The organism is Asticcacaulis excentricus CB 48 (genome assembly GCF_000175215.2).
GTDB classification, from domain to species: Bacteria; Pseudomonadota; Alphaproteobacteria; order Caulobacterales; family Caulobacteraceae; genus Asticcacaulis; species Asticcacaulis excentricus.
Genome location: NC_014818.1, coordinates 149,241 through 173,235 on the forward strand (window position 1 = coordinate 149,241; position 23,995 = coordinate 173,235).

20 protein-coding genes are annotated in these 23,995 nt (G+C 59.9%); 11 read left to right on the forward strand and 9 right to left on the reverse strand.

The window, feature by feature from the left end; translation table 11 throughout:
* The first annotated feature begins 1 nt into the window (after position 1).
* The 3 genes from ASTEX_RS17980 to ASTEX_RS17990 all read left to right on the forward strand — a co-directional run bounded on the left by ASTEX_RS17980 (position 2) and on the right by ASTEX_RS17990 (position 4,307).
* Positions 2–2,368, forward strand: coding sequence for a glycoside hydrolase family 95 protein (locus ASTEX_RS17980; RefSeq protein ID WP_013481062.1), 2,367 nt, complete (start codon positions 2–4; stop codon positions 2,366–2,368).
* Positions 2,369–2,552: 184 nt separating this feature from the next.
* Entirely contained in the window at positions 2,553–3,314 is a 762-nt protein-coding gene (locus ASTEX_RS17985; RefSeq protein WP_013481063.1) for a FadR/GntR family transcriptional regulator, read from the forward strand.
* A gap of 183 nt (positions 3,315–3,497) precedes the next feature.
* Complete coding sequence (locus ASTEX_RS17990; RefSeq protein ID WP_013481064.1) at positions 3,498–4,307, forward strand: FadR/GntR family transcriptional regulator; 810 nt, start codon at positions 3,498–3,500, stop codon at positions 4,305–4,307.
* 264 nt (positions 4,308–4,571) lie between these two features.
* On the opposite strand, the gene ASTEX_RS17995 is transcribed toward ASTEX_RS17990, so the two are convergent.
* Positions 4,572–7,250 (reverse strand): TonB-dependent receptor, encoded by a 2,679-nt coding sequence (locus ASTEX_RS17995; protein ID WP_013481065.1) that lies wholly within the window; start codon positions 7,248–7,250, stop codon positions 4,572–4,574.
* Between the two features lie 694 nt (positions 7,251–7,944).
* On the opposite strand from ASTEX_RS17995, the gene ASTEX_RS18005 reads away from it, so the two are divergent.
* Both ASTEX_RS18005 and ASTEX_RS18010 read left to right on the forward strand, forming a co-directional pair.
* Positions 7,945–8,304 carry a YciI family protein gene (locus ASTEX_RS18005; RefSeq protein ID WP_013481066.1) on the forward strand — a complete coding sequence of 120 codons (360 nt, stop codon included), beginning with the start codon at positions 7,945–7,947 and terminating at the stop codon, positions 8,302–8,304.
* Positions 8,304–9,539, forward strand: coding sequence for an RNA polymerase sigma factor (locus tag ASTEX_RS18010; RefSeq protein WP_013481067.1), 1,236 nt, complete (start codon positions 8,304–8,306; stop codon positions 9,537–9,539). Before ASTEX_RS18005 ends, ASTEX_RS18010 begins: the two co-directional genes overlap by 1 nt.
* A 31-nt stretch (positions 9,540–9,570) precedes the next feature.
* On the opposite strand, the gene ASTEX_RS18015 is transcribed toward ASTEX_RS18010, so the two are convergent.
* Entirely contained in the window at positions 9,571–11,412 is a 1,842-nt protein-coding gene (locus ASTEX_RS18015; protein ID WP_013481068.1) for a glycoside hydrolase family 97 protein, read from the reverse strand.
* Positions 11,413–11,666: 254 nt separating this feature from the next.
* Between ASTEX_RS18015 and ASTEX_RS18020 the strand changes: the two genes are divergently transcribed.
* A complete protein-coding gene (locus ASTEX_RS18020; RefSeq protein ID WP_013481069.1) occupies positions 11,667–12,674 on the forward strand; it encodes an NAD-dependent epimerase/dehydratase family protein in 1,008 nt (335 codons plus the stop codon).
* Between the two features lie 5 nt (positions 12,675–12,679).
* On the opposite strand, the gene ASTEX_RS18025 is transcribed toward ASTEX_RS18020, so the two are convergent.
* From ASTEX_RS18025 to ASTEX_RS18035, 3 genes are all read right to left on the reverse strand, one after another.
* Complete coding sequence (locus tag ASTEX_RS18025) at positions 12,680–12,892, reverse strand: carboxymuconolactone decarboxylase family protein (protein WP_049781777.1); 213 nt, start codon at positions 12,890–12,892, stop codon at positions 12,680–12,682.
* A 244-nt stretch (positions 12,893–13,136) separates the two neighbouring features.
* Complete coding sequence (locus ASTEX_RS18030; protein WP_013479916.1) at positions 13,137–14,483, reverse strand: IS1380 family transposase; 1,347 nt, start codon at positions 14,481–14,483, stop codon at positions 13,137–13,139.
* Between the two features lie 76 nt (positions 14,484–14,559).
* Positions 14,560–14,868 (reverse strand): carboxymuconolactone decarboxylase family protein, encoded by a 309-nt coding sequence (locus ASTEX_RS18035; protein ID WP_049781778.1) that lies wholly within the window; start codon positions 14,866–14,868, stop codon positions 14,560–14,562.
* 117 nt (positions 14,869–14,985) lie between these two features.
* Between ASTEX_RS18035 and ASTEX_RS18040 the strand changes: the two genes are divergently transcribed.
* Positions 14,986–15,879, forward strand: coding sequence for a LysR family transcriptional regulator (locus tag ASTEX_RS18040; protein ID WP_013481070.1), 894 nt, complete (start codon positions 14,986–14,988; stop codon positions 15,877–15,879).
* 37 nt (positions 15,880–15,916) lie between these two features.
* On the opposite strand, the gene ASTEX_RS18045 is transcribed toward ASTEX_RS18040, so the two are convergent.
* Together ASTEX_RS18045 and ASTEX_RS18050 are read right to left on the reverse strand one after the other, a co-directional pair.
* Positions 15,917–17,362 carry a S41 family peptidase gene (locus tag ASTEX_RS18045; protein ID WP_013481071.1) on the reverse strand — a complete coding sequence of 482 codons (1,446 nt, stop codon included), beginning with the start codon at positions 17,360–17,362 and terminating at the stop codon, positions 15,917–15,919.
* A 14-nt stretch (positions 17,363–17,376) separates the two neighbouring features.
* On the reverse strand, positions 17,377–18,465 hold the full coding sequence (locus ASTEX_RS18050; protein ID WP_013481072.1) for a serine hydrolase domain-containing protein: 1,089 nt from the start codon (positions 18,463–18,465) through the stop codon (positions 17,377–17,379).
* Positions 18,466–18,632: 167 nt separating this feature from the next.
* Here ASTEX_RS18050 and ASTEX_RS18055 point away from each other — a divergent pair, with 167 nt between their 5' ends.
* Positions 18,633–19,649 (forward strand): glycoside hydrolase family 43 protein, encoded by a 1,017-nt coding sequence (locus tag ASTEX_RS18055; RefSeq protein WP_013481073.1) that lies wholly within the window; start codon positions 18,633–18,635, stop codon positions 19,647–19,649.
* A gap of 241 nt (positions 19,650–19,890) precedes the next feature.
* Here the strand turns inward: ASTEX_RS18055 and ASTEX_RS21015 are convergent, their stop codons facing one another.
* Positions 19,891–20,001, reverse strand: coding sequence for a GntT/GntP/DsdX family permease (locus ASTEX_RS21015; protein WP_342626505.1), 111 nt, complete (start codon positions 19,999–20,001; stop codon positions 19,891–19,893).
* A 79-nt stretch (positions 20,002–20,080) separates the two neighbouring features.
* Between ASTEX_RS21015 and ASTEX_RS18060 the strand changes: the two genes are divergently transcribed.
* The gene (locus ASTEX_RS18060) at positions 20,081–20,392 is read left to right on the forward strand and encodes a substrate-binding domain-containing protein (RefSeq protein ID WP_041659724.1); all 312 of its coding nucleotides are present in this window, start codon (positions 20,081–20,083) and stop codon (positions 20,390–20,392) included.
* Positions 20,393–20,402: 10 nt separating this feature from the next.
* Here ASTEX_RS18060 and ASTEX_RS18065 read toward each other — a convergent pair whose 3' ends face one another.
* A complete protein-coding gene (locus ASTEX_RS18065; RefSeq protein WP_144004821.1) occupies positions 20,403–20,882 on the reverse strand; it encodes a hypothetical protein in 480 nt (159 codons plus the stop codon).
* Between the two features lie 496 nt (positions 20,883–21,378).
* Here ASTEX_RS18065 and ASTEX_RS18070 point away from each other — a divergent pair, with 496 nt between their 5' ends.
* Together ASTEX_RS18070 and ASTEX_RS18075 are read left to right on the forward strand one after the other, a co-directional pair.
* Complete coding sequence (locus ASTEX_RS18070) at positions 21,379–21,558, forward strand: hypothetical protein (RefSeq protein ID WP_049781779.1); 180 nt, start codon at positions 21,379–21,381, stop codon at positions 21,556–21,558.
* Positions 21,559–21,646: 88 nt separating this feature from the next.
* Positions 21,647–23,908 carry an alpha/beta hydrolase family protein gene (locus ASTEX_RS18075; protein ID WP_013481075.1) on the forward strand — a complete coding sequence of 754 codons (2,262 nt, stop codon included), beginning with the start codon at positions 21,647–21,649 and terminating at the stop codon, positions 23,906–23,908.
* Positions 23,909–23,995: the final 87 nt, after the last annotated feature.

Genomic DNA, 23,995 nt, shown 5'->3' on the forward strand with positions numbered 1-23,995 from the left:
CATGACCCGATCGACGCGCCGCGAAACCCTCGGTGGACTTCTGGCCCTCAGCACCCTGCCTCTACTGGCCGCGCAGGCTCGCGCACAGGGCCCGACGGCGTCGACAAGGGTGCTGAGTTTCAATGCGCCTGCGGCGCGCTGGATGGAGGCCTTGCCGGTCGGAAATGGGCGTCTGGGGGCTATGGTTTATGGCGGCGTCAGGAGCGAACGGCTGCAACTGAATCATATCGAGCTGTGGTCTGGCCGCACGGTCGAGGACAACCCCAAGACCACGCGTGCCGCGCTGCCCAAGGTTCGCGAACTGCTGTTTGCCGATAAGCGCGCCGAGGCAAACCGTCTGGCGCAGGACGACATGATGGCCCCGATGAACGAGGTCGATTACGGCTCGTATCAAATGCTGGGCGACCTGCGGCTGGAGATGGGCCATGAGGAGGCCGTCAGCGACTATAGCCGCGAACTGGATATGGCGACGGGGCAGGTGACGGTGCGCTACCGCATCGGCAAGGCCACCTACAGCCGGACCGTTCTGGCCTCGGCCCCCGATCAGTGTCTGGCCGTGCGGATCGAAACCAGTGCCCCGGAAGGCCTTTCCCTGAAGGCGACGCTGAAGCGCGACCGTGATGTGGCCTTTGACTGGCAGGGTCAGGTGCTGAAAATGTCGGGTCAGCCGCAGCCCTTCGGTGTGCACTACTGCGCCTATCTGGCCTGCCGCAGTGAAGGTGGCAGTGTCGCACCTGACGGCCACGGTTTCCGCGTGTCCGGCGCGCGGGCGGTCGTCCTCAACCTGACCGGGGCTACCGACCTGTTGGCTCCCGAACCGGAAAAGGTGGCGCAGGCCGCGCAGGCCAAACTCGTCGCCCGGTCGTGGCAGGCTCTCGCCCGTGATCAGGAACGCGATCACCGCGCCCTGTTTGAACGGGTGGAGCTGACGCTGGCATCTGCGGGTGTGCCGCGTCTGGCGTCTGAGCGACTGGCGGCGGCGTCAGACGCGGCCGAAATGGCGCTGATCGAGACCTATTTCAACTTCGGACGTTACCTGTTGATTGGTTCCAACCGTCCGGGCTCCCTGCCGCCCAATCTTCAGGGTCTGTGGGCCGATGGTTTTGCGCCGCCGTGGAGCGCCGACTATCACATCAATATCAATATCCAGATGAACTACTGGCCGGCCGAGGTGTGCGGCCTTTCCGAACTGCACGAGAGCCTGTTCGACTATGTGGATCGCCTGATGCCCTATGCGCGGCAGACGGCACAGATCGCCTATGGCTGCCGTGGGGCGGTGGCTCACTATACGACCAATCCGTGGGGGCACACCGCGCTGGATGGCAAGGTGCAGTGGGGGTTGTGGCCCGAAGGGCTGGCCTGGCTAACCCTGCATTACTGGGAGCATTATCTCTATACGGGCGATCTCGAATTCCTGAAGACGCGCGCCTTGCCTGTGTTCCGGGCCTGCGCCGAGTTTACGCTCGACTACCTCGTCGAAGACCCTCGCACCGGCAAGCTCGTTTCGGGTCCGGCCAGTTCGCCGGAAAATAGCTATGTGATGGACAATGGCGAGGTGGGCTATGTCGATATGGGCTGTGCCATGTCGCAATCCATGGCCTTTACCGTCCTGACCCTGACGCAGAAGGCCACTGAGGCCCTGTCGGTTGAGCCTGAACTGCGCGAGGCCTGTGCGGCGGCGCTGGCGCGACTGGACCGGCTGAAGATCGGGCCGGACGGGCGCGTTCAGGAATGGAGCGAGCCGCTGAAAGAGGCGGAACCTGGTCACCGCCATATCTCGCACCTTTTCGGCCTCTATCCCGGCATTGAGATCGACGCCCACGACACGCCTGATCTGGCCGATGCGGCACGGCGCACCCTGGGTGAGCGCTTGCGTCACGGCGGTGGCCACACCGGCTGGAGCGCCGCGTGGCTGACTATGTTCCGGGCGCGTCTGGGTGAGGGCGATGAGGCGCTAGCCATGTTGCGCAAGCTGTTCCGCCAGTCCACAGGGGCCAACTTCTTCGACACCCACCCCTACACGCCGGAGCCGATTTTCCAGATCGATGGCAATCTTGGGGCGACGGCTGCCATCGCCGAAATGCTGGTGCAAAGCCATAGTGGCATCTTGCGGCTGCTGCCCGCCCTGCCGAAGTCATGGGCGAACGGGCGCGTGCGCGGCCTGCGGGCGCGCGGCGGTCTAATCGTCGATCTGGAGTGGGCAAACGGTCAGTTGACCCATTGTGTTGTGAAGGCCTCGCGCAAGGCGCGCTACCGGCTTCTGCCGCCGCCGGGGCAGGAGGGGCTCAAAGCGCTCAGCGCGGGCGAGGAGGCGCTGAACTGGGGCAAGCCGGTCGAATTACAGGCCGGACGGACCTATGCGCTCTGAATTTTTGTTTTGTCGCGATGTTTTTGTCGAAAAACGCGCTCATTTTTCGAGCGATCGCTCACGGTGTGGTGCGAGCGAGGCCAGGTCGGCGGGCAGAGGATCCGATCAAATGCGCGCGGGCGCATTGACCCGACGGTCAAGTGCGGGCTATCCAAGACGTTCAACAGCCGTGCGGCGGAACGTGATGTCAAACGAAGAGATGGCCTCGGAGGAGCTACGCACACAGCGCGATCTGCGGGCGTATCAGATTATTGGGCAATCCCTGCTGCAACGCATCCGCTCCGGTGAGTTTCATGCCACGGGTAAGCTGCCTACCGAGCGCGAACTGGCCGAGGTCTATAGCGTCGGCCGCGCGGTCATCCGCGATGCGCTGGTTATGCTCGAAGTCAAGGGGCTCGTGCAGTCGCGTCAGGGGTCGGGCATCTACATTACCAAAACTGCCTATGCTGAGGGTTGGCCTGAGCGCAACGAGGAGTTTGCCGACCGACCTTTGAGCGAAGCCCCCGCGCCGAAATGGCTCGACATCCTGCACGCTCAGCAATGCCTTGAAAGCCATATTGCCAAGCAGGCGGCGCTGGCGGGTGCCGATGGCCTGTGGCTGGAGGATCTGATTGAGCGCTTGCGTCTGACGGCCTCTGCGGCGGAACTATACCGCCTTGACGGGCAATGGCACAGCGCTCTGGCGCAGGCGTCACGCAATACAGAACTGATGTGGCTGTCGCAACAGATGTGGGAACGCCGGGCTCAGGCTTCGGCGGCGCATCTGCCGAACGACTCACCCCCTTTCCTGGCCCTGCGTAATCTATGCGCTGGCGACCACAAACGGACGTTGGATGCGGTCAGAAAAGGCGATAGCGACCGCGCCTATTACGCCATGTGGCACCACTTCGAGAACCTAAAGACCTTGTACAAGTCCGAAACCATCGCGCTGAGCGTGCCGTCCTGACCGTATTGGCCGCTCAATCCCGGTGAACGGTCATGGCTGAGTCACAAACCTGTAAAGCTTTTTTCGCTGTCTATGGGGCCGTAACCCCAAAATTAGATATTGGTTGGCCAATAAAAAGTGTATGGTCTGAATGGCGGGCGCAACACCCGCACTGCGGCAGACCGCAAGAATTTGAGAGCCCTGATGAACCCCAGAGTGGCATCCCGACACAGCCGTGAAGGTCTCACCGACGCAGAGCCGGCAGGCACCGAGGAGACGTGGAGCGAGAAAGATCTTCGCGCTTATCAGGTGATCGGCAAATCACTTCTGGAGCGCATCCGTTCCGGCGAGTTCCGCAGTAGCGGCAAGCTGCCGACCGAGCGTGATCTGGCGGAAATCTATGGGGTGGGCCGCGCGGTCATCCGCGACGCCCTGGTCATGCTCGAAGTCAAGGGCGCGGTGCAGTCGCGTCAGGGCTCCGGCATCTACATCATGCCGCAGGCCTATGCGCACGGCGTTAATGTTGAAGCATCGGACGGTTTTTCTACAAGCGACCTGGCGGTAGCGCAGCTTAACCCCCAGCATCTGATTGACGCGCATCAATGGCTGGATTGTCAGATCGCGCGCATAACGGCGACGCGCCACAGTGAAGACGACATGGCGTCTATGGAAAAGGCCTTGCAGATGCTGGTCAATACCAGTGCAGATGAGGAATACGAGCCGCGCAACCACCAATTCCATCGGCAGATCGCGCAGGCCACGCACAATTACGAATTTGTCTTCATGTCGGAACAGGCCTGGCAGCGGCGTCAGCAGAGCCCGGCGCTGCGCAATCTCAGCGTTCTCCTGTACGGTGACCGCTTCCGCAGCGTGGTGTTTGCCGACCATCAGCGCACGCTTGACTTCCTGCATCGCGGCGACGGAGACGGGGCCTTCTACTCGATGTGGCACCACTATGAGAATTTGAAAACGGCGCTGACCTTAAGCGAGTCTCTGCCGGCCATCCAGGGCTAAAGCATTCGTCGGCTCAATTGAGCCGACGAGGGCTCTGATTTTTTGTGACGCCTTATCTTTTTGTCCGAGAAGTGGTGTCCACTTTTTGCCATTTCGCTCCAAGGCGAGATCAGAGCGTCCACACACAATTTCCGCAGATGCCAGATGACTGACGCCGGGGCTGAGAGAGCGATACGCACTCTGTTTCGCAGCCCCGGCGTCTGACCGGCAAGGACCTGGGGAGGAGGATAACAAAAGGCCCTGGCCGGTCATTCGGTACTCGATTTACAGTTTATACTGGAACGACAGGTAATAGCTGGGGCCGGTAACGGCGGTCATTTGCCAGATATTGTCCGTCTTATAGTAGGCTTCCTCTGTCTCGCCTGTGATGTTCTGGGCCCCGAACGACAGGCTCAGTTGGGGGTTGATCGTATAGCCCAGCACCACATCAATCTGAGTACGATCCTTCACAATGTGGGTTTCACGTGCAAAGAAGCTATCTGCAGAGTTCTGGAGGTATTCTGAGCGGTAGTTGGCCGACACCCGCGCGCTGAAGACCGAGTTTTCCCAGTACCCTGTCAGGTTGGCGGTGTTCTCGGAGAGGTTACGCAACTGGAACTTGGCGGTCTTGTCCTGTGTCACGTGCGTGTAGTTGGCAATCACACCGAACCCGTTGACAGGTAGCAAGGCATCGAGCGACTGCTGCCAGTTCAGTTCATAGCCCTTGATCATGTTCTTTGAGGGATCGTTGGCCTTAACGGTGATGTCATAGATGGCATTGTTGGTGCCGACACAGTCCGTGCCGTTGTCGCTAAGAGCGACGCCTTCAAAGCTGGCCGGACAGACGAAGGTGTCGTATGTGCCGTTTTTAACCTCTTTGCTGAAGGCGGCGAAGCTCAGCGCATTGCCCTTCCCGTAATACCATTCCACACCGAGGTCGAGCTGATTGGCCGTGAGGGGCTTCAGTTTGGATTCCCCAAGGGCGATGGTGTAGGTTGTTATGCCGCCGGACACGGACGAATTAATGGTCGTGGCCAGGCTGGTGTTCGAGTCAAGGATCGGGCGCACAAGCACCTTGGCCGCTGAGGCGCGGACCAGAAGGTTCGGGCTCAGGTCGAACACTAAGTTGGCCGATGGCAGAACGTTATTATAGTCGTTGCTTGACGAATAGGTGCCTGCGGCGATGCGCACGTCGGCGCTGGAATTGGGGTTCGGTGTCGTCAGATAGCCGTCAACGGTCTGTTTCGTCGCCTCAGAGCGGACGCCGACATTCCCACGGAATGGCACGCTGAAAATCTCACCCTTCAGGTCAGCCAGAAAATAGACCGCCTTGATTTCACGACCGAGGCCGTAGGTGGCTTCGGGGGCGAATTGCAGCGGTATGGTAACGCCTTCCTTGGCTAACATCTGACGATAGCCGTCGATATCGGGCACCACCCAGCCGCTCTGGAAGCTGCCCTGGCCGTCGAGGAAATCGGTCACGGCGTTTGCCGTGGTCATCGCGGGTGTGAAAGCTGCGGTGGGGTAGTAGCCCAGCACCAGTCGGTCACGCCGGTGTCGCAGACGGTTGAAGTTCTCCTTCTTGTACTTGAGACCAAAGCTCACCGATTGCAGCGCGCCCTGATCGACCCAGTATTTGGCATCAAGCTGGCCGGAGGTTTCGTCGGTGTCGTTGTGCGTCAGACCGCCGTTGGGGTATTCATTGCGGGTAAGCTTGGAATAGGCATAGGCGGACGGATCGGAGAGGTTGACCGAAGGCGTGAAAGTGACGTTCGACGGGTCGGACATGTCAAGCGTTGCCGAAGGGATGGCAATGGCCAGAATGGCCGCTTCTTCGGTCAGGTAGGACTTGCCTTCGGTGTAGTTCAGCACCCCTTTTATGGTTAGCTTCTCGATACCGGTATATTTGAAATCGGCGGTGTAGGCGGACGAGGTCAGATCGCGCGTTTCAAGCTGGCGGTTGTTCTCCATAGAGAAGTTGTTGGCCACGATCTTCGTCGCCAGACCGTCTTTTACCTCATTGACCTTGATGGTGCCGAGGCCGCCAAACAGGAAAACCTGCTGATTGACGTCATAGGTGGTATAGTCGTGCGAATAGACGGCGGTGAAACCGATGTCGGTGTTCGCGTTCGGCTTGTACTGCACGGCCGCATTGATCTGAGCGCGTTCGGTTTCACGATCGATCCGACGATAGCGGGGCCGGCGTGGCACCGTGGCGCCCGCAGGCACGGCCACGGACCCGGCCGCGAAGGTGTTGCTGGCGGTTGTGGTGTACCAGCGATCCATGAAGCTGTAGTCGGCGCGGTCGGTCAGCTTCTGATAGCCCCCGCCTACAAAGACGCCAAGCTTGCCGTCCATAAACTGATCGGCGTAGGTAAAGCTGAGTTTCGGCGTCATGTCACCATCGGCCAGCGTCGCTTTCTGGGCCTTGGCGGCAAAGACGAGCTTACGTCCTTTGAGGTTTAGCGGACGGACCGTGTCGATATTCACTGTACCGGCAAGACCCCCGGCATCCATGTCAGCGGTCGGGGACTTGATGACCTGAATCCCCGAAGCCAGTTCCGTCTGGATGACGTCATAACGGAAGCCGTCGGTGAAATTGGCGGTCTTGAAGGTCTGGCCATTGACGGTCGTGTAGGCATATTGGGGCCCAAGACCCCGTACGCTGATCGTCGCGCCGCGTCCGTTCACATTGCCAATCTGCACGCCCGGAATGCGCTGGATGGCTTCGGCGATGTTTTCGGAGGGAAACTTGCCAATGTCTTCAGCCGAGATGCCATCTGACACGCGGATGTCGTTTTTCTTTGTCTTTAGCGCGTCAGCAAGGCTCTTTTTGAACCCCACGACGACCACTTCCTGAACCTTATCGGCCGGTGCCGGCTCAGCCGTCTGAGCCAAAGCCGATGACCCCAGTAGGCCACCCGCCAACGCGGTGCTCAACAGAGCAAAATGTTTGAATGCCATATTCAATCCCCTGAATTCGGACACAGTGGTGCATTGAGTGACGGGAGGTCACACCCAATACGGAAATTTGTGTGGATGCCCGGACGCTCTGACGTAGTGGCGTTTGCCGGATTTGCCTGGGCCGATAACGACTATGCGCTCAAAAATTGGGCTGTCAATTTAAAGTTCATAAAGCTACCATTTTTTGTAAGCCAATATATGGCAATTTTGATATATAAAAATAGAGCCGGAATTAATATATTGAAAAAACATGATAAATTTCCAAGATTAGTGGAAAACCAATTCTTCTGCTGGCTGGAACTGTTGTAATTTTGCCGCGTTAATCAGGTTACCGAAGCGTCATTTTGGTTCGGTGCTCGACTGCTGTTTATATTGGTGTGCCAATATAAGGTGGCGTACGGTCACCGCTGCCGCAGCATGGTGGTTGCCGACTATTCAGCGCACGCTCGATATCCTGCATCGCGGCGACAGAGACGGGGCCTTCTCTTCAATGTGGCACCACTACGAAAATCTGGCCCTGACCTAAAGCGAGCCTTTGCCGGCAATTCAACGCTGAGCCTGGGGTTGCCAACAGGGCGTGCGACGGGCAAAAACTATGTTCGGAATTTTTTTGCTGGCCTTGTCGAATCCGTCCGCATTGGCGCGTCAGTCAGCCGAAGACATATAGGTCTTCGTTCCAAGAAGGATACGCGCCATGAACTACATGCTCTTGATTACGGAAACGGCCGAAGGCTTTGCCGACCGTCATAATGAAAACGCCCCAAGCTACTGGAGCGGCTGGATGACCTATTCGGCCGCGATTGCAGAGGCGGGCATCTTTGTTTCGGGTGCCGGTCTTGCCGGACCTGAGACGGCCACCGTTCTACGCTTTGATACGAAAGGTCAGCGCGTGCAGGACGGGCCCTTTATCGACTCCAAGGAGCAGGTCGGAGGCTTTTTTATCATCGACGTACCGCATCTGGATGCCGCTCTCGAATGGGCACGCAAGGCCCCGATCACCCGTGGCGGTTCGGTTGAGGTGCGCCCGTGTCTGCCACCGCCGCCGCGTGACTGATGTCGCGGGATCACCGGGTCATAGAGCGTGTTTTCCAAGAGTCGTCTGGGCGTCTGACCGCCTATCTGGCAACGCGTTTTGGTGACGTAGCTCTGGCCGAAGATGCCTTGAGTGCGGCTTTTACCGCCGCGCTCAAGGCCTGGCCGGAGAGGGGGGTGCCGTCCTCTCCGGAAGCTTGGCTCTATCAGGCAGCCAAGCGCTTTATTCTCGATACCGTGCGTCGTCGTAAGACGGCAACCGCCTATGCGGATGATCCTGTTGCGCAGAGGCCGGAGGCGGAGGATGCGCCGGGTTTTGTCTTTCCGGATGAGCGGCTGAAGCTGTTGTTTGTCTGCGCCCACCCGGCCATTTCGGATGACCTTCACATCGCCCTGATGCTGAATACCGTCCTGGGGGTTGAGGCACACCGCATCGCCCATGCCTTCGTGATTTCGCCGGCGACGATGAGCCAGCGGCTCACCCGCGCCAAGGCGAAGATTCGCGAGGCGCGTATTCCCTTTGTCATCCCGGATGCCGAGGACATGCCGCCGCGCCTGCATAGCGTGCTACAGGCCATCTATGCCGGTTTTGGCATAGGTTGGGACGAGGCGCGCACGCGCATGGGGGCAGAGGAGCTGACACAGGAATGTCTGCTGCTGGCGCGCCTTGTCGCGCAACTTATGCCGCAGGCTCCGGAGGCCCTGGGCTGTCTGGCACTTCTGCTCTACAGCGACGCCCGCCAAAAAAGCCGGACATGCGACGGCGCCTACGTCCCTTTGTCCGAGCAGGATGTGGCTTTTTGGGACGCCGATCAGATGCACGAGGCCGGTCAGATTCTGCAAAGCGCCGCGCGGCTCAGGCACTCGGGCCCGTTTCAACTGATGGCTGCCATTCAGAGCGCTCATATCGAAGCCCGATTGACGGGTCATAACTACAGCGAAGGCGTGCTGCAACTCTACGCGGGCCTGCGTCACATAGCCCCCAGTCTGGGTGTCGAGGTGGCGTTTGCCATGGCGCTGGGCAAGGCGCAGGGCGCTGAGTTCGGGCTACGCCAGCTCGACCTGATCGATCCGGCGCAAATCGCCAGCTATCAGCCCTATTGGGCGACGCGGGCCGACCTGCTGCGTCGGGCAGGGCGGATGATGGAGTCCGCCAGCGCCTATGATCTGGCCATCGGCCTTTCCGGCGACAGTGCCGTGCGTCAGTATCTGATCGGGCGCAGGGCCGGTCTCGGGGCTCATGGCGCTCACGCCTAACGTCAATCCCCGATTAGCCCGACGTGTCGCCTTATTTCCGGCTGATCCGGGCGACGTATCCGCCCTGCGGGCTCAGGGGGATTTCCAAGCTCTCGCCGGGCGTGAGGTGACGCTTGCCGGTCATGAAGCTGGCGGGGTTTTGGCGGTCGTCGGCATAATCTTCGATTTGCCAATTGCCCGATTTTAGGAAGTCCAGTTTCAGACGTACGGTTTTTGTGGCCTCATTATTAATGACGGCGATGTACCAGACTTCACCTGACCGGCGGGCGAGGGCAGCGACCTCGCCCGGTTGACTGGGTGCCAGCACCCTGGTTTCATCCCAGACGGCAGGTATGTCTTTTATGACCCCGAACGCCGGGTTGGAGATATAGGTCTGCGGATGCCCGCCGAACGACAAAAAAGGCGAGGTAAAGATGACCATCTGCGCCAGTTCGTGTGACCACGTATTGCCCTGAAGCTCTTTTGGCGTGAAGACGGTGGGCGTGTAGTCGCCCGGCCCCACAACATAGCGTGTAAACGGCAGGATGGTATCATGCGCCGCGGGCAGCTTCCGATTATAGCGCGTAATGTGCCATTCATGACCGCGCACGCCTTCCCGTGTCAGGACGTTGGGCCAGGTCCTTTCGGTACCGCTGGGTTTTATGGCACCATGGAAATCAACCATCAGGCGCGCTGCGGCGGCATCGCGGGCTGTGTCTTCATACCAGTTCGACCACGCCCGGCTCCCCGGTTCCGGGAAGTCGATCTTGACGCCTACCACGCCGGCCTCGGCTAGTCGTTTGAAAAAGTTGCGCCGGGCGTTGGCGTCAAAGACTTCTCGGCTGTGTACCCAAACCCAGATACCGACGCCTTTTTCCCGCGCGTAGCGCACGGTTTTTTCCAACGTCGGCCAGGGTTGCTTCCACTTCGCCCAGCCGTCGTCGATCAGATAATATTCATAGCCAAGCGTCTTCGTCCAATCGACCCACTGCGGCTGATCGTCTTCGAGGGGATCACCGATCGCTAGCCACTGCCAGGTGGAGCGACCCGGCTTGATCCAATCAGCTCTGGCCAACTCGGCCGCCGGGGCCGGGTTTACGTTTTGAACGAGCGTAGAATTGACCAGTTCGGTGAGGTTTCGCGCGATGATCGTGACCCGCCACGGCTGAATGACCGCGGCGTCCGTCGTCCAGCCCTCGGTATTGGCGTACAGCGTGTTGAGAAGCAGGCCGTCCTGAGACACGCCGACCGCACTGTCGGCATAGTCTTTGACGGCGGCCTCTGTCAGTGCGACCCAGAATCCGTTGATTTTAAGTGTAATCGGTGCGCTGAGCCGTTTGCCCGTCAATTGCGGTAAACGGCTTTGAAAATAAGGGTTTTCGTAGTCCTCTTTGAGTTCGGATACCCACATTGTGGCGTCCGCGTCGCTGGGTCGCCAGCCTGAAAGGTCCGCTTCGACTTTCCGGCCGGTCTGCGCGGGCAATCTGAGCCTGACCGCAACGCCGTCATCTGCCACCTGCACATCGGCGAAGGCCACGCTGCCTAAGTCTAGCAGAGAGAGCGTCGCCGTATTGGCCTTGTGTTCCGCAAAGCGCTTGGCGCCGTAGTGGCGGTACTTTTCGGCGACCTTACCCCTCGTGACCTTGGTAATGATCGAATGCTGACCCACGTCGGTGGAGTTGGTGCGGATACCAAGGGGGGAGGCGGCCAGCACGTCTTTGCCATAAGCGGTCACCTTGTAGGTCAGGTGCCCGCTCTCGTCGCTGACATGGACCCTGACCCTTCCGGAGGGACTTTCGATGTTCACCGTAGCGGCGTCCGCCGTCTGGGCGACCGAGAACATGGCGACCCCCAGCAGCGCGACCGTTCTGAAAATCGCTCTGGTCACTATCATGAAATCTCTCCAATGCCTTGCCGGAAGGCCCCCGTGGACTCCGGACACTAAGGACGCGCCCTTTTTCTGCGTACCAGAGTTAAATGTGCGAGCGATTTCGTCAACATTTAATTGTAGGACAAAACAAAATTTAAACTGCTATTTTGCATATGGACCAACACGGGCCCCTGGTAAGACGTGCAAAAGTGCCGCCTGTCCAAATCGTCACTCAAGCCGTATAAGATCGCTGAGGGTGTATTCAGGGAGGCCTGATCATGGCGGATACGGTACTGGTGACCGGCATAGGAGGATTTATCGCCAAGCATCTGGCGGCGCAGCTTCTGGCCGAGGGGTTCACGGTCCGGGGCACAGTGCGAAGCCCGTCGCGCGCCGAAGAGGTGCGCGTGGCCCTTAAGGCGCAGGATCTGCCGCTGGATCGTCTGAGTTTTGTCACGCTTGATCTGGAACGCGATGAGGGCTGGGACGTGGCGGCGCGCGACTGCCGCTTTGTGCACCATGTGGCCGCACCCTTTCCGCTGGTACAGCCCACTGACCGCGAAGCTCTGGTGCCCGCCGCGCGCGATGGCGCCCTGCGTGTACTGAAGGCCGCAAGCGGAGCGGAACGCATACTCATGACCTCTTCGATTGCCGCAATGATGTATGCGCCGCGCGCACAAAGGCGTTTCACCTTCGGCCCCGACGACTGGTCCGATCCCGAATGGTCGCTCAACACCCCCTACGTCGTCGCCAAGACCCGGGCCGAGCAGGCGGCCTGGGCCTATATGGAGCAGGTTGGTCGCCATCAGGTCCTGACGGCCATCAATCCGGGTCTGGTGCTGGGCCCGCCGCTGGATGCGCATTGGGGCACATCGCTCGACGTCGTGTCGATGCTGATTCAGGGCAAGTACCCCGCCGTGCCGCCTGTGGCCTTTCCCATCGTCGACGTGCGTGACGTGGCAGCCTTGCATGTGAAGGCGATGACCGCACCGGTCGGAGGGCGCCGCCTGCTGGCCGCTGCCGACACCCTGTCCCTGTCTGAAATGGGTCAGTGGTTGCGCACTGTGCTGCCCCAAAATGCGAAGCGCATTCCGACGCAGACACTACCGCTGAGCGTGACGCGCGTTTTGTCATTGTTCGACAAGTCGCTCGCCACGCTCAAGCCCGATCTCGGTCGCTACCCCGTGGCTGACAGCCGTCTGACCACGGAGTTGACCGGTCTGACCTTGAACAGCGCCAGAAATGCGGTCACGGCAGCCGCACGGGCCCTGTCCGGCAATGCCTGAACCGCTCAGGCCGTCCAGGCGAGGGCGGGGTCACTCATAAACCCTTCCTTGGGCGTATGGGTCAGGTGGTTGGTGTAATTGGAGATTGTTTTAACGGCGATAATGGTAACGACCTCCAGCACCTGCGCCTTTGTGAAGCCCGCCGCCAGGAAGGCGTCTGCCGCCGCGTCTCCGGCAAAGCCGCGTTCGCGCACCACGGTTTCGGTAAAGAGGCGCAAGGCCTGAAGTCTGGCGTCGGCGACCGGCGCGCGGTTTCGCAGGGCCTGAATGACCCCTTCGTCCAGATGGGCGTTACGCGCTAACCCGCTTCATTCATCGTAACGGTGTTAGCCTTTCCGTTTAGAACGGCTTTTTCACGGACGCGCTTGTTGGCGTCGTGTTTTCCGCCACGCGCTGGGTTTGATTTTGCTCCGATGGGGGTTGACGGTGATGGCGGCGGCTTTGAGGGCATAGCCCCGTCGTTTATGCGGGCGCGGCTTTGAGGGACGCCATTATATGGCGCAAGAGCGAAGCCTCCGGGCAAGCTGCGGCGAAGGCAATCCTTACGCGATGGGCGGTCTCTTTGATCCGAGCCCCGATCTTCAGAAGGCGCAAGCGGATGGTATTGAACTCAGCGGTCGCCAGCTTATGGGCCTTGGGGATCTGATCCCGGACAGCCAGCATCAGCCAGTAGGCAGCGGTGTGAAGGATCAGGCGCATCTGGTTGGCCAGAGGGCAGCGACAAGAGGTGCGATCACTTTTAAGCTGGGTCTTGTGGAGCTTGATCAGATTTTCAGCGTTGCCTCGGGCACAATAGAGTTTGGCATAGAGGGTTTCCGGATCGGGATCGGTCAGGGATGTGACGACGAAGCGATTGTCGAGGCCCATAGGCGTGGCTTCAATGCGGGCGATAACGCGGCGCTCACAGCCCCAGGATTTGGCTCCATGACGGACTTCGGTGTAGCCGCGCACGGCCGCGGCGTCCTGTTCGGCCCGAACGACACGGATGTGGTCAGCAAAGGCTTCGACCTTAGCATGCAAAGGCTTTGAGCCGGCGAGCCCGAAGATATAGTCAACGCCCTTGTGCTCAGCCCAGGCCATGACTTCGGGGCGGGCATAGTGGCCGTCACCGCGCAGGGTAATGTGGGTTGTGGGCCAGTGTTTGCGGATCTGGCGCACCATCCTACGGACCCAGCCGCGCACCTCCTTGCCTGACGGCGTTTTGCCGGGTCGCAGGATGACGACGACCGGTCGGCCTGTGCTCACATCGTAGACGTGGATGGGCTTAAAGACGTATTCCCCTTCATGGGCATTGAAGAGCGACAACTGCTGGCGGCCGTGAACCACGTCGACCGTGTCATCGATATCGAGGGTTACGGCGGCGGGAACAGCCGACCCGAAACTGGCGCAGTACTGGTCGATAAGACCGTAGGTCAGCTTGATCGAGCTACGCAGGTCCGGCGCATTCTCAAGGCGCGACAAGGTCGGTTGTGAGCACAGGTCCTTGCCGCCTTCGGGCAGTCGCCCACATGCCAGCTTGAAGGCCGGATCGGTGCGCAGGAAAGCCAGATCGTTGCCATCTTCATAGCCACAGGCGATGGCGAAGACCCGCGCCTTCAGGATCGAGGCAAGGGAATGGGTTACCAGGAAGGGGTTGCGTCGATCCGGTATCAGCCGCCAAAGCCGATCAATGATCCCGATCCGGCGCTCAGCCGCAGACAACAGCATGACACCGCCATCCGAACTGATGCGTCCGCCATCAAAGGCAGCCGTGATTTTCTTGCGCGAAACGCTTGGCAAATCGAACGGAAGATCGGTATCTTGGTCCATGGCGGGTGTGGCCTTGGCGGTCTTTGGTTTAAGTTCGGTGTGGTAACCAGAATCTATTCCAAAACAACGCTTTACGCTACACCCGCTGCACCTTTTTGCCGCCACCGTGAATTAGACCGGCTAACCAGGTGTGACCCATAGTGCAGTATTCGCAGGCGTGCAGCACGCTGACGGTTAGATAGACAAGCTGAAGCTCTGCCGGGCTGAAGGTTGTTTCGGCGGCCATGGCGGTAAACAGCCAGTCATAGGCCGACAGAGCCAGTGGACTTTCGGCAAGGGTCCCTTGCAGTTTCGGCGTGAAGCCCCAAGCCTTGTGTACAGCTTCAAGGCGCGCCTTTGAACCGGCCGGCGCGGATTCGATCGAATGAACGGTAAAGGGGGTCATGATAGGTATCCTGTCTCGTGAGGCGTCGGGAGTGACGCTCCGTAACGACCTTGTAAACGCCGTGAAATCCGCAATAAATTCATAGACAAACATTATAATCATGCATAATTTGCACGAATGGATTTCCAGGCCCTCGACCTCTTTGTGGCCGTCGCTCGCGCCGGGGGCTTTGCAGCCGTGGCGAAAGAACGGTTCCTCGACCCTTCGACCGTTTCGCGGATCATTGCGGGGCTGGAGGCGGAGCTGAATGTCCGCCTGTTTCAGCGCACGACCCGCTCGCTTAGTCTGACCGAGGCGGGGGCGCTTTATCTGGCGCGCATGGAACCCCTCCTGGATGAGATGCGCCGCGCGGCCGCCGAGGCCTCCAACGTCAATGCCGAACCCACAGGGGTTTTGCGGCTGACGGCTTCGGTGGCTTTCGGTGTACAGCAGATTGCGCCTTTGCTTGGCGACTTTTGCGCCGTGTATCCGCGCCTCAAGCTCGACTGTGTCTTCACTGACGCCAATCTGGACCTCGTTCAGGAGCGCATGGATCTGGCTATCCGGCTTGCCCCGGCGATTGAGGGCGATCTGGTCGCTACCCGGCTTTTTTCAACCCGCTATCACGTGGTGGCGAGCCCCGACTACATCGCGCGCGCTGCGCCCATCGGTGAGCCGCGCGACCTGCTCACCCATCGCTGCCTGCTTCTGGGTTTGCGCGCCTTTCGCTCGACCTGGAAGTTCAAGAATGCTCAGGGTGCGCTTGAAGAGGTGTCGGTGGACGGGGATGTGGTCATCTCTACCCCTCTGGCCCTGCGCGCCGCCGTGCTGGCAGGCGGCGGTCCGGCCCTGTTGTCCGGTTTTCTGATCGCTGACGATCTGCGCGCCGGGCGTCTGGTCGATCTTTTCCCCGACCATCGCCCGACCCCGACCACGTTCGATACGGGCGCGTGGGCCATCTACCCCAGCCGCGCCTATCTGCCGAACAAGGTGCGGGTCATGATAGACTTCCTCAGATCGCGCCTGAGTTAAAGCCAGAAAATCGTGATGCCCTCTGTTGCCTGCGGTGTCAGACCTTGGGCTGAGTGCGTATCCACGCGGCGGCGGCGTCCATCGCCGTATCAAGTCCGAGGGCAATATCTTGCGCTGTAGGTGCCACAAACACGTCCGGGTCGATGCCCTGATCCGGTTGTGGCGTCGGGGAGAAGTAGCCGACCAGAGGCAGGTCGAACTCAATCCCGCTCTGCGGTAACTGCGTGAAGAAGAAGCCGCGGCCATTCAGACCCCTGAGGTTTCCGCCCGTCTGCCGTCCAAACAGCCTGATTTTACCTGTCTGCCGCGCCGAGGAGATAAAGCCGAAGGTTGCTGAGCTATTTGCCGGTCCGATCAAGGCGGCAACGGGCACGCGTAGCTTTTTTGCCGAGGGTAAAAGCGCCGGCACCGTGTCCTTTTGGGGTCGTTCAATAAAGCCGTCGGCCAGCTTGCGCCCGCCGACCCCTATAGATTTGAAGCCTTCGTCCCAGGTCGAAACGTGAGGCGCCAGCACCTCCGGCACGGTTTCAAAGCGCACCTTTTCAACGAAGTTGAAGGCTTGGGTGGGACGGTCAATCAGGCGGCGCAACAGGGGGTTGCCGCAGTCATCGCCCCCTTCATTGCCGCGAATATCCATAATCAGCCCGCGCGCCCCGCTCAGGCTGTCGAGGCGGTCTTCCAGCCATGCTTCCCACTTCCAGGGGCTGTTCCACATGGCCCAGCCGGGCATATCGAGGACGGCAATACCGTCGGCGCGCATTTTCCATGTCCAGCGCGGGTTCGGGCTGTCTTCGGGCACGCGGGTAATCGTCGCCTGACGCGCCTTCAGTGTCATCACCGGGACCTCGACCTGACCGGCGCGACCATCCGGCCAGACGACCTCCAGCCGGTGCGTGTCCCCGGACGGCGGGCACAAAAGCCCCTGAAAAACGTCGAAAAATTCAATGGTCTCCGTCCCCTGTACGCTGAGGAGAGAGCGCCGCTTACCCCCATTGTGACCATCGGCCCGGCTGACAGGCAACAGGCGCGCCAGTAGCTGCGCCGCTGGCAAGCCATTGACGGACGTCACGCGCGTACCGGAGCTCAGCTTACCGGTGCCGCTGAAGTCCTGCCGCACGATCATCTCGTCGCCCAACCACTCGAAGTAAAAGGGTAGGCGCGTCGGGCGGTCGAACAGGGCCGTGATCTCTGCCCTTTTCTGGTTGAAGAAGTTGCAATAGCTATGGCCGCAATTGAGTGCGGACAGAAAGCGTGACAGGATCAGGTAGCGGCTTTCGCTCGAAGGGGTCGCTTCATACGCGCGCTCCAGGTCATCAAGGTGCCCGGCAATTTCAGCGGGCGTATTGTACCGCAACAGCCCCGGATGAATTGCCATCGCCGCCCTAAACACCGTCATGTCCTCGGACCGGCTGGATTTCGACCACGCCCGGCCTGAAAAGGTCGCGCTAGCTGCAAGGGCGGCGAGAAGGGTTCGTCTATACATCTTAAACCTCCCTGTTAGCGGCACCAGGCAGCGACGACTAAGTCCCGCATGAACCCGTTATCCTGCCAAAGTTGTCCCCAGTCAGTGCCGGAGGTGCGGCTGAACGCGATAATGACCCCCTGCCGCTCCGGCCAGATGAGGTTGAGCGTCTGCACGTTGCCGACCGCACCACGTCGTTCGACGACCGTCATAGGCTGCGCGCAGCCCGTAGGCTTGACCGTGTAGGCCCAGGCCCCCAGCGCCACATAGCCGAGCGACGGTTCCCCATCCCACAGCACCTGCAGGCTGCCACGCGACAGCAGGCGTCCGGACATGAGCGCCGTATCGAAGCGCATCAGATCTCGCGCCGAGCCCTTTATGCCGGCCGCCGCCTCATAAGCCGACAGGGAAAGGACGGGCTCCGTCGCGCCGTCGCTATCGACCGCTGTAAAGGGCTCGCGATCGCCCGGCTGGTAAAGACGCAGGGTTTTTAGCCCCAGTGGCCTGCTGATCCGCTCTTCGAGAAGCTGGGCGAAGGGACGCCCCGTCACCTTTTCCAGAACATCCGACAGCAGGTAGTAGTCGCAATTATTGTAGTGGAAGGCTTTCGGATCGGCGCGCAACGGCCCGCGGCAAAATCCGTGATCGGCCTTATCATGGAGGTAAAATTGCGGTACGCCATCGGCATTGGTCGGAGTTTCCGACGGGTCGGGCAGGCCCGACTGATGCCGCAGCAGCGCTTCGAGAGTGACATTTCCGGACGGAAGGTCGGCAAATTCCGACAAAATCGCTTTCAAGGGCGTATCGAGCGACAACTCCTTGCGTTCGACTGACATCATTACCAGCACAGCAGTAATCTGCTTGCTGATCGAGGCCAGTCGCCACGGCGTGTCTAAAGTCGGGGCCTTGCGGGTCTTTGAAAAAAGCGGTCCGGCGGGAATGGCTTCGGTGGGCTGTCCCTCGAGCGATGTCACCACGATACCGCTAAAGCGTCCGGCTGCATTTTCCGCGGTGACGACGGCTTTGACCGGGGTTTGCGCCCACGCGGGCAGGGCGAACAGCCCAGTCATCGCATAAAGGCATAAGGCAAGACCCCGGTTGGAACCTCGTTTCGCTGCGCGCATGATCTGGCTCCCCCGTGTTGTTTTTATCTGCGCATAGGAGGGGCATTTCGATGAAGAGTCCAGAGAACTTTGATACGGGAGACGCTATTGAGGGGCTGTGAAGTGGGCAGTTTACTCAGACAAATATCGGTGCCACACTGCCCTTAAATAGATACGGGAGGTATATCATGATCCGGTCAGGATGGATGCAGGCGTGCGCGGTGGCGGGCGTATCCACCACGGCCTTTTTCGCCATGGCGTTTTCGGGTGCCGCGCAGGTCGCGCCCAAAGGGGGCAATCCATTGTTTACTGACGCTTTTACCGCCGATCCTGCGGCTCTGGTGGTCAAGGACACACTCTACCTTTATGTCGGCCATGATCAGGCGACGGGTGACGAGATGTTCACCATGCGTGAGTGGCTGGTCTATTCCACCGAGGACATGAAGACCTGGCAGGCGCACGGGCCGATAATGAAAGCCACGGATTTTAAATGGGCGGTCCGCGATTCATGGGCGTCGCAGGTCGTGGAAAGCAATGGCAAGTTTTGGCTCTATGCGGCGGTCGAACACGACAAAACCCATCCGGGCAAGGCTATAGGCGTTGCCGTCTCAGACAGCCCCACCGGCCCGTTTGTCGATGCGCGCGGCTCCGCCCTGATCAGCAACGACATGACGCCACAAGGGCCGCACACCTGGGACGATATCGACCCAACCGTCTATATCGAAGACGACGGCACGGCGTGGCTGATCTGGGGCAACGCCAACTGCTATTACGCCCGCTTAAAGCCCAACATGACCGAGCTGGACGGCCCGATTCAGCAAATTCCGCTGCCGAAATACGTTGAGGGGCCCTGGATCCACAAACACGCTCAGACCTACTACCTGACCTATGCTTCGATGGATAAGGCCGTGTCTAACGACGAGTTGATCTCTTATGCGACCGCGCCTTCCATAACCGGGCCGTGGACCTATCGCGGCGAGATCAGCGGGCCCGCCGAAAACAGCTTCACCATTCATCCGGCCATTGTCGAATTCAAGGGGCAACCCTACTTCTTCTATCACAACGGCAAGCTGACGCTGAACGGCGAGAAAGGCGGGCTAGGCCGTCGGGCCGTGGCGGTCGAGCATCTCTACTATAATACCGATGGCACGATCAAACCTATCGTTCACACGACCGAAGGCGTCTCGGCCCCGCGCCAAAAATAGGCAGTTTGATCTTCGTAGACCGCATGGGTGGTTTTCCGTTGCTCTCACTGGCGAATTATTGACGTTGGGTGATCTTCAGCGCGACAGTCCCTAAGTCGGCCATCACCGTCCGGGTGTCTGCTACGATGTCAGAAGTTCAGACGCACAGGCTAAGCAAAAGCGTAAAGCTTAGTCCGAAAATGCCCACAAGCCCCTCCATGATGGTCAATGTCCGCAACGGATCATTCACTGACAGACCGAATTACTCCTTGAACATCCACAGACCGGAATCATTGACACAACTGAACATCAGGCTGCCGGCCCCAATCACTAGAACCATCAGGCTGGGATTGACGCTGGAAAGCTTAACCAAGGGTGCGACGACCCCTGCTACATGAGTCGCCCCGCGAACGAATGGTGCCGGACGAGACTCGTTCGCGCTGGGGGCGGTCTTGCTGAAACGCCTGCTGAAGCAGGCTCCGGATACCAATGCGATCTTCTTCTGTCAGGACGACCTGGCGCAAGAGGCTTTGCTTGAATGCCTGCGCCAGGGTATCTCCGTGCCGGACCGGCTGGCCGTCGCCGGGATCGACGATCTGGCTATTTCCGAATGTACCGTGCCGTCGCTGACGACGATCAAGACACCACGCTACGAGGTCGGGGTAGAGGCGGCGCGGATGCTGCGGGCCCTGATCGAAGGAGAATCCGTACCGCGCGAGACGATAGATCTGGGCGTTCAGCTACGCGCCGGAGAGAGCACCTGAAGGGCACCGCCTATAGCCTGCGACGCGCCAATTCGATGCCAAGACCCAAATTCCACACCAGCCCCCCTAGGAACGTAACGATGACGGCAGCGGGAAAGATCAGGCTTAAAAGTGGCGGAAAAGGCAGAAAGCAGCCAACCGCCTGAAGCCAAACTGGAAAAACGGGAGCCTTGCGCGACGCTGCTATTGTGCTGAGAGCCCACAGTCCACTGATCACTACCCCGCCCAGCGCCAGCGGGTTGATATAACCGGCCAGTCCACGAAATCCTGGCCACAGCAACACACCGAAACCCAGTAGGCCCGCGGCTATCATTAGAAGCGCTGCCGTTAGGCCTATGAGCAGGGGCAGAGGGGAAGCGACGAGTATGAAGACCGCGCGTACTTGATTCGCGACGCACAAGCCGATCAGGATTTTTAGACCCTCACCCAGCATAAGAAGCGGGACACCGGCGGCGATGGCGTCGGCGCCCCCCGAGCCGCCTCTGGACATAACGCTAACGCCCACGGCTAATGCACCGAGGCTCGCGGCTATGTTCAATGCGCTTGCGAAGCTGGCTGACCCTAACCTCATAACGGCCCTCGTTATCCCTGGTGGATGGGGCGCGTCATCACGACCCTCTCCTTTTTCACAATACGTATCAGGCAGCACCTCTCCGGGCAGGACATATGCGCGAAATGCCGAATTCATGCGCGAACGGATGGCATTAGGTTGATCATAACAGTCAAGGTCACCGGCGCGTCAATCCAAGCGCTACCGCGCCGGCGACAACGCCTCTAAAAGACGCTGCCTAAGCCGACACAACCACCCCTGAGCCAGTCGCCAGAAACGTCACCGTTGCGGCGCCGCGTTGATTGGGCTCGTTGAGAGTTTTTCAAGCGTACTTATCAGTGGGGACCAGGGCAACGAACAGGTGTACGAGCGCGGGCACGGACAGAGCAAGCAGAAGACAGAAACCGGCGTTGGCGCGGTGGCTTAGACACTGGCGTTGGAATCGAGCACCCTGACGCCCATGCTGAAACGTCAGGAGTCGGCGGGGTGTCTGGCAAAGGCCCTGCGGGAGGCGTCCGGGCAAGATCTTAAGGCGCTTGGCGAACTGAATGACGACATCCGCCATCTGAGAGATAAGCTCTGTAATGGAATTGACGGTTGGCAGGACCCGGCCTGAGCGTCGCGTAGGACATCTTTTGATACTGAGTTGTCAATCCGCTCAACCTGTGAGAGTTTTGTGACAAAACAGATAATAGGGGGATTAAATGCGCAGACGCCTTTCAGGCCTGACCATAGGCACGGCTTTAAGTGTATGCCTCGCCGCTATGCCCGTGTTGGCTCAGACGAACACGGCCGAAACCACTCAGGTTATTGTGAAGGCGACCGCCCGGCCACACCTGAGCGAGGAGGTTGCGCCGCCGCCGATCAGCGACTTCATCGTTCCGCCCCGCATCGAGCAGATCGCCCTGTCACCGGACGGCAGTCACTTTGCCTTCATTACGCGCAAGGCAGGGTTGCGGCTTCTGACGGTATATAATGTCGATGATGGCAGCAATCAGGTCATTCGCCTGAGTGAGGACCCGCTCTCGACCCTGACCTTTCTCGATAACGATTATATTGCGCTGTCCGACACGCGAACTGCCTCTCGCAGCACCTGCCCGTCGGGTCTGGATAAGACCTTCAAGGCGGCACAATCGGTCGATGATTATCGCTCAGCCCTGACGGACGGCGGCTTCGGCAGTGGTACGACGAACAATTCCGGGGCCAGCGAAGACTGGCTGATCGCTACGATGATCTCGACCGCGCTCACGCCACCGCCTTGCAGGAGTTACGGTGTGCGCGCTCATGAAGCTGCCGCTATTGTCGATCTGCGCACCAAACAATCCCTCAGCCTTGGCGCGCGCATGGGCGGCGACTACGATCAGATGCCGCTCGGCCTGCCCAAGCCCGTGATGATGGACGGCAAGCTCACGCTGGTGGGCCCGTTTCTCGAACTGCGAGACAAGTCGATCGCCGGACAGGTGGCGCAGCGCGTCTATCTGTGGAAGGTCGATCCGCAGACCGGACGCGGGCGGATCATCGACGACAAGGGCGGTGATCTCGACCGGGAGGGCAGCTATGTTGATGACTGGCTGACCGATGGTAAGGGTCAGCCGCAGGTGCGCGCGCAATATACCTATATCAGCGAAACCTTTGCAATCGAGACGCGCCAGGAGGGAAAGTGGACACCGCTTCTAACGCGAAAGATCGACGCCAAGGCCCACACCGTTGCCCCCTTTCTGGTCGGGCGCGGGCGCGATGGTCAGTCCCTGCTGCTGCTGGATGCAGCGACTGGCTCCGATGGCAAGCGCTTCCACTATGTCGAACTGTCGCTTGACGGCAAGGTGTCCGAACCGCTCAATGAGGACGCTTCTCGCGACCGTCCCGTCTTCCATCCGCAGACGGGGGCCCTGGCTGGCTTTGCCCATGATGGTGAAGTCACAACCTACACTTTTTTCGACGCCGATCTCGCCGACTATTACAGCCATGCCGTTGATACGGCACCGGGTCAGGCCGTGCGCGTCGCTGCCATAGCCAATGACCCGGCCAAAATGATCCTGTTTGCGCAGGGGGGTGATGATCCGGGGTCGTGGTCCTATTACGACTTCATCAAGGGCAGGCGCGTCGATATCGGCTCCCAGTATCCCGACGTGCCGCAGGACTGGGTGGCTTCGCAACGCACCGTGCGCTACCCGGCTGCCGACGGCTTAACCATTTCCGCCCTTGTGACCCTGCCGCGTCAGGGCGAAGTCAAGAAGCGCGCGCTGGTCGTCCTGCCGCATGATGGACCTCTGTCGCATGTGGGACGCGGCTATGACTGGCTCGCACAGGTTTTGGCCTCGCGAGGTTATGTCGTGATGCAGCCCAATTACCGCGGCTCGGATGGCTACGGTGCGGCCCTGCAGGATGCCGGAAAAGGGCAGTGGGCGGGCAAAAGCCTCAGTGATCTGGCGGATGGCGTCAAATATCTGGCCGCGCAGGGTCTTATTGACCCGAAGCGCGTATGTATCGCCGGGGAGGGCTATGGTGGGTATGCGGCACTTAGAGGCGCCCAAGCTCAGAACCCTTATCGCTGCGCGGCGTCCATTAATGGCATCATCGACCCGGACGACTACCTCAAGACTGCCCGCAGCAATGCCCCGGTCGATGCCATAGCGTCGCTGAAGGCCGATCCCGCGGCCCCGCGGGCCTTCGTCGCCGACACCCTATCACCGGGCCAGATCGAGACGCAGTTTGGTCAGACCCCTCCTCCGGTCATTGGTGCCGCCGATATCAGCAAACCCGTTTTGCTCATTGCTAGCCCCAATGACGCCGTGGTTCCTTCACGCCAATCGCGCGCTCTGCGCGATGCCTTGCAACGCGCAGGGAAAACGGTCACCTTTGTTGAACTTCCCGACAATGGACATGAGTTGAAAACACAGGCGAGCCGTCTCAGCGCGGCGCAGGCCCTGATCGACTTTCTGGCGAAACACAACCCGGCAAAATAGGACTGCTCGTTTTGACATGGCCCTGACGGGGCGTGTGCCCTGTCTGCGCCTACCATGCGTAACCGCGCGTTGAAGTTAAGCGTTTCG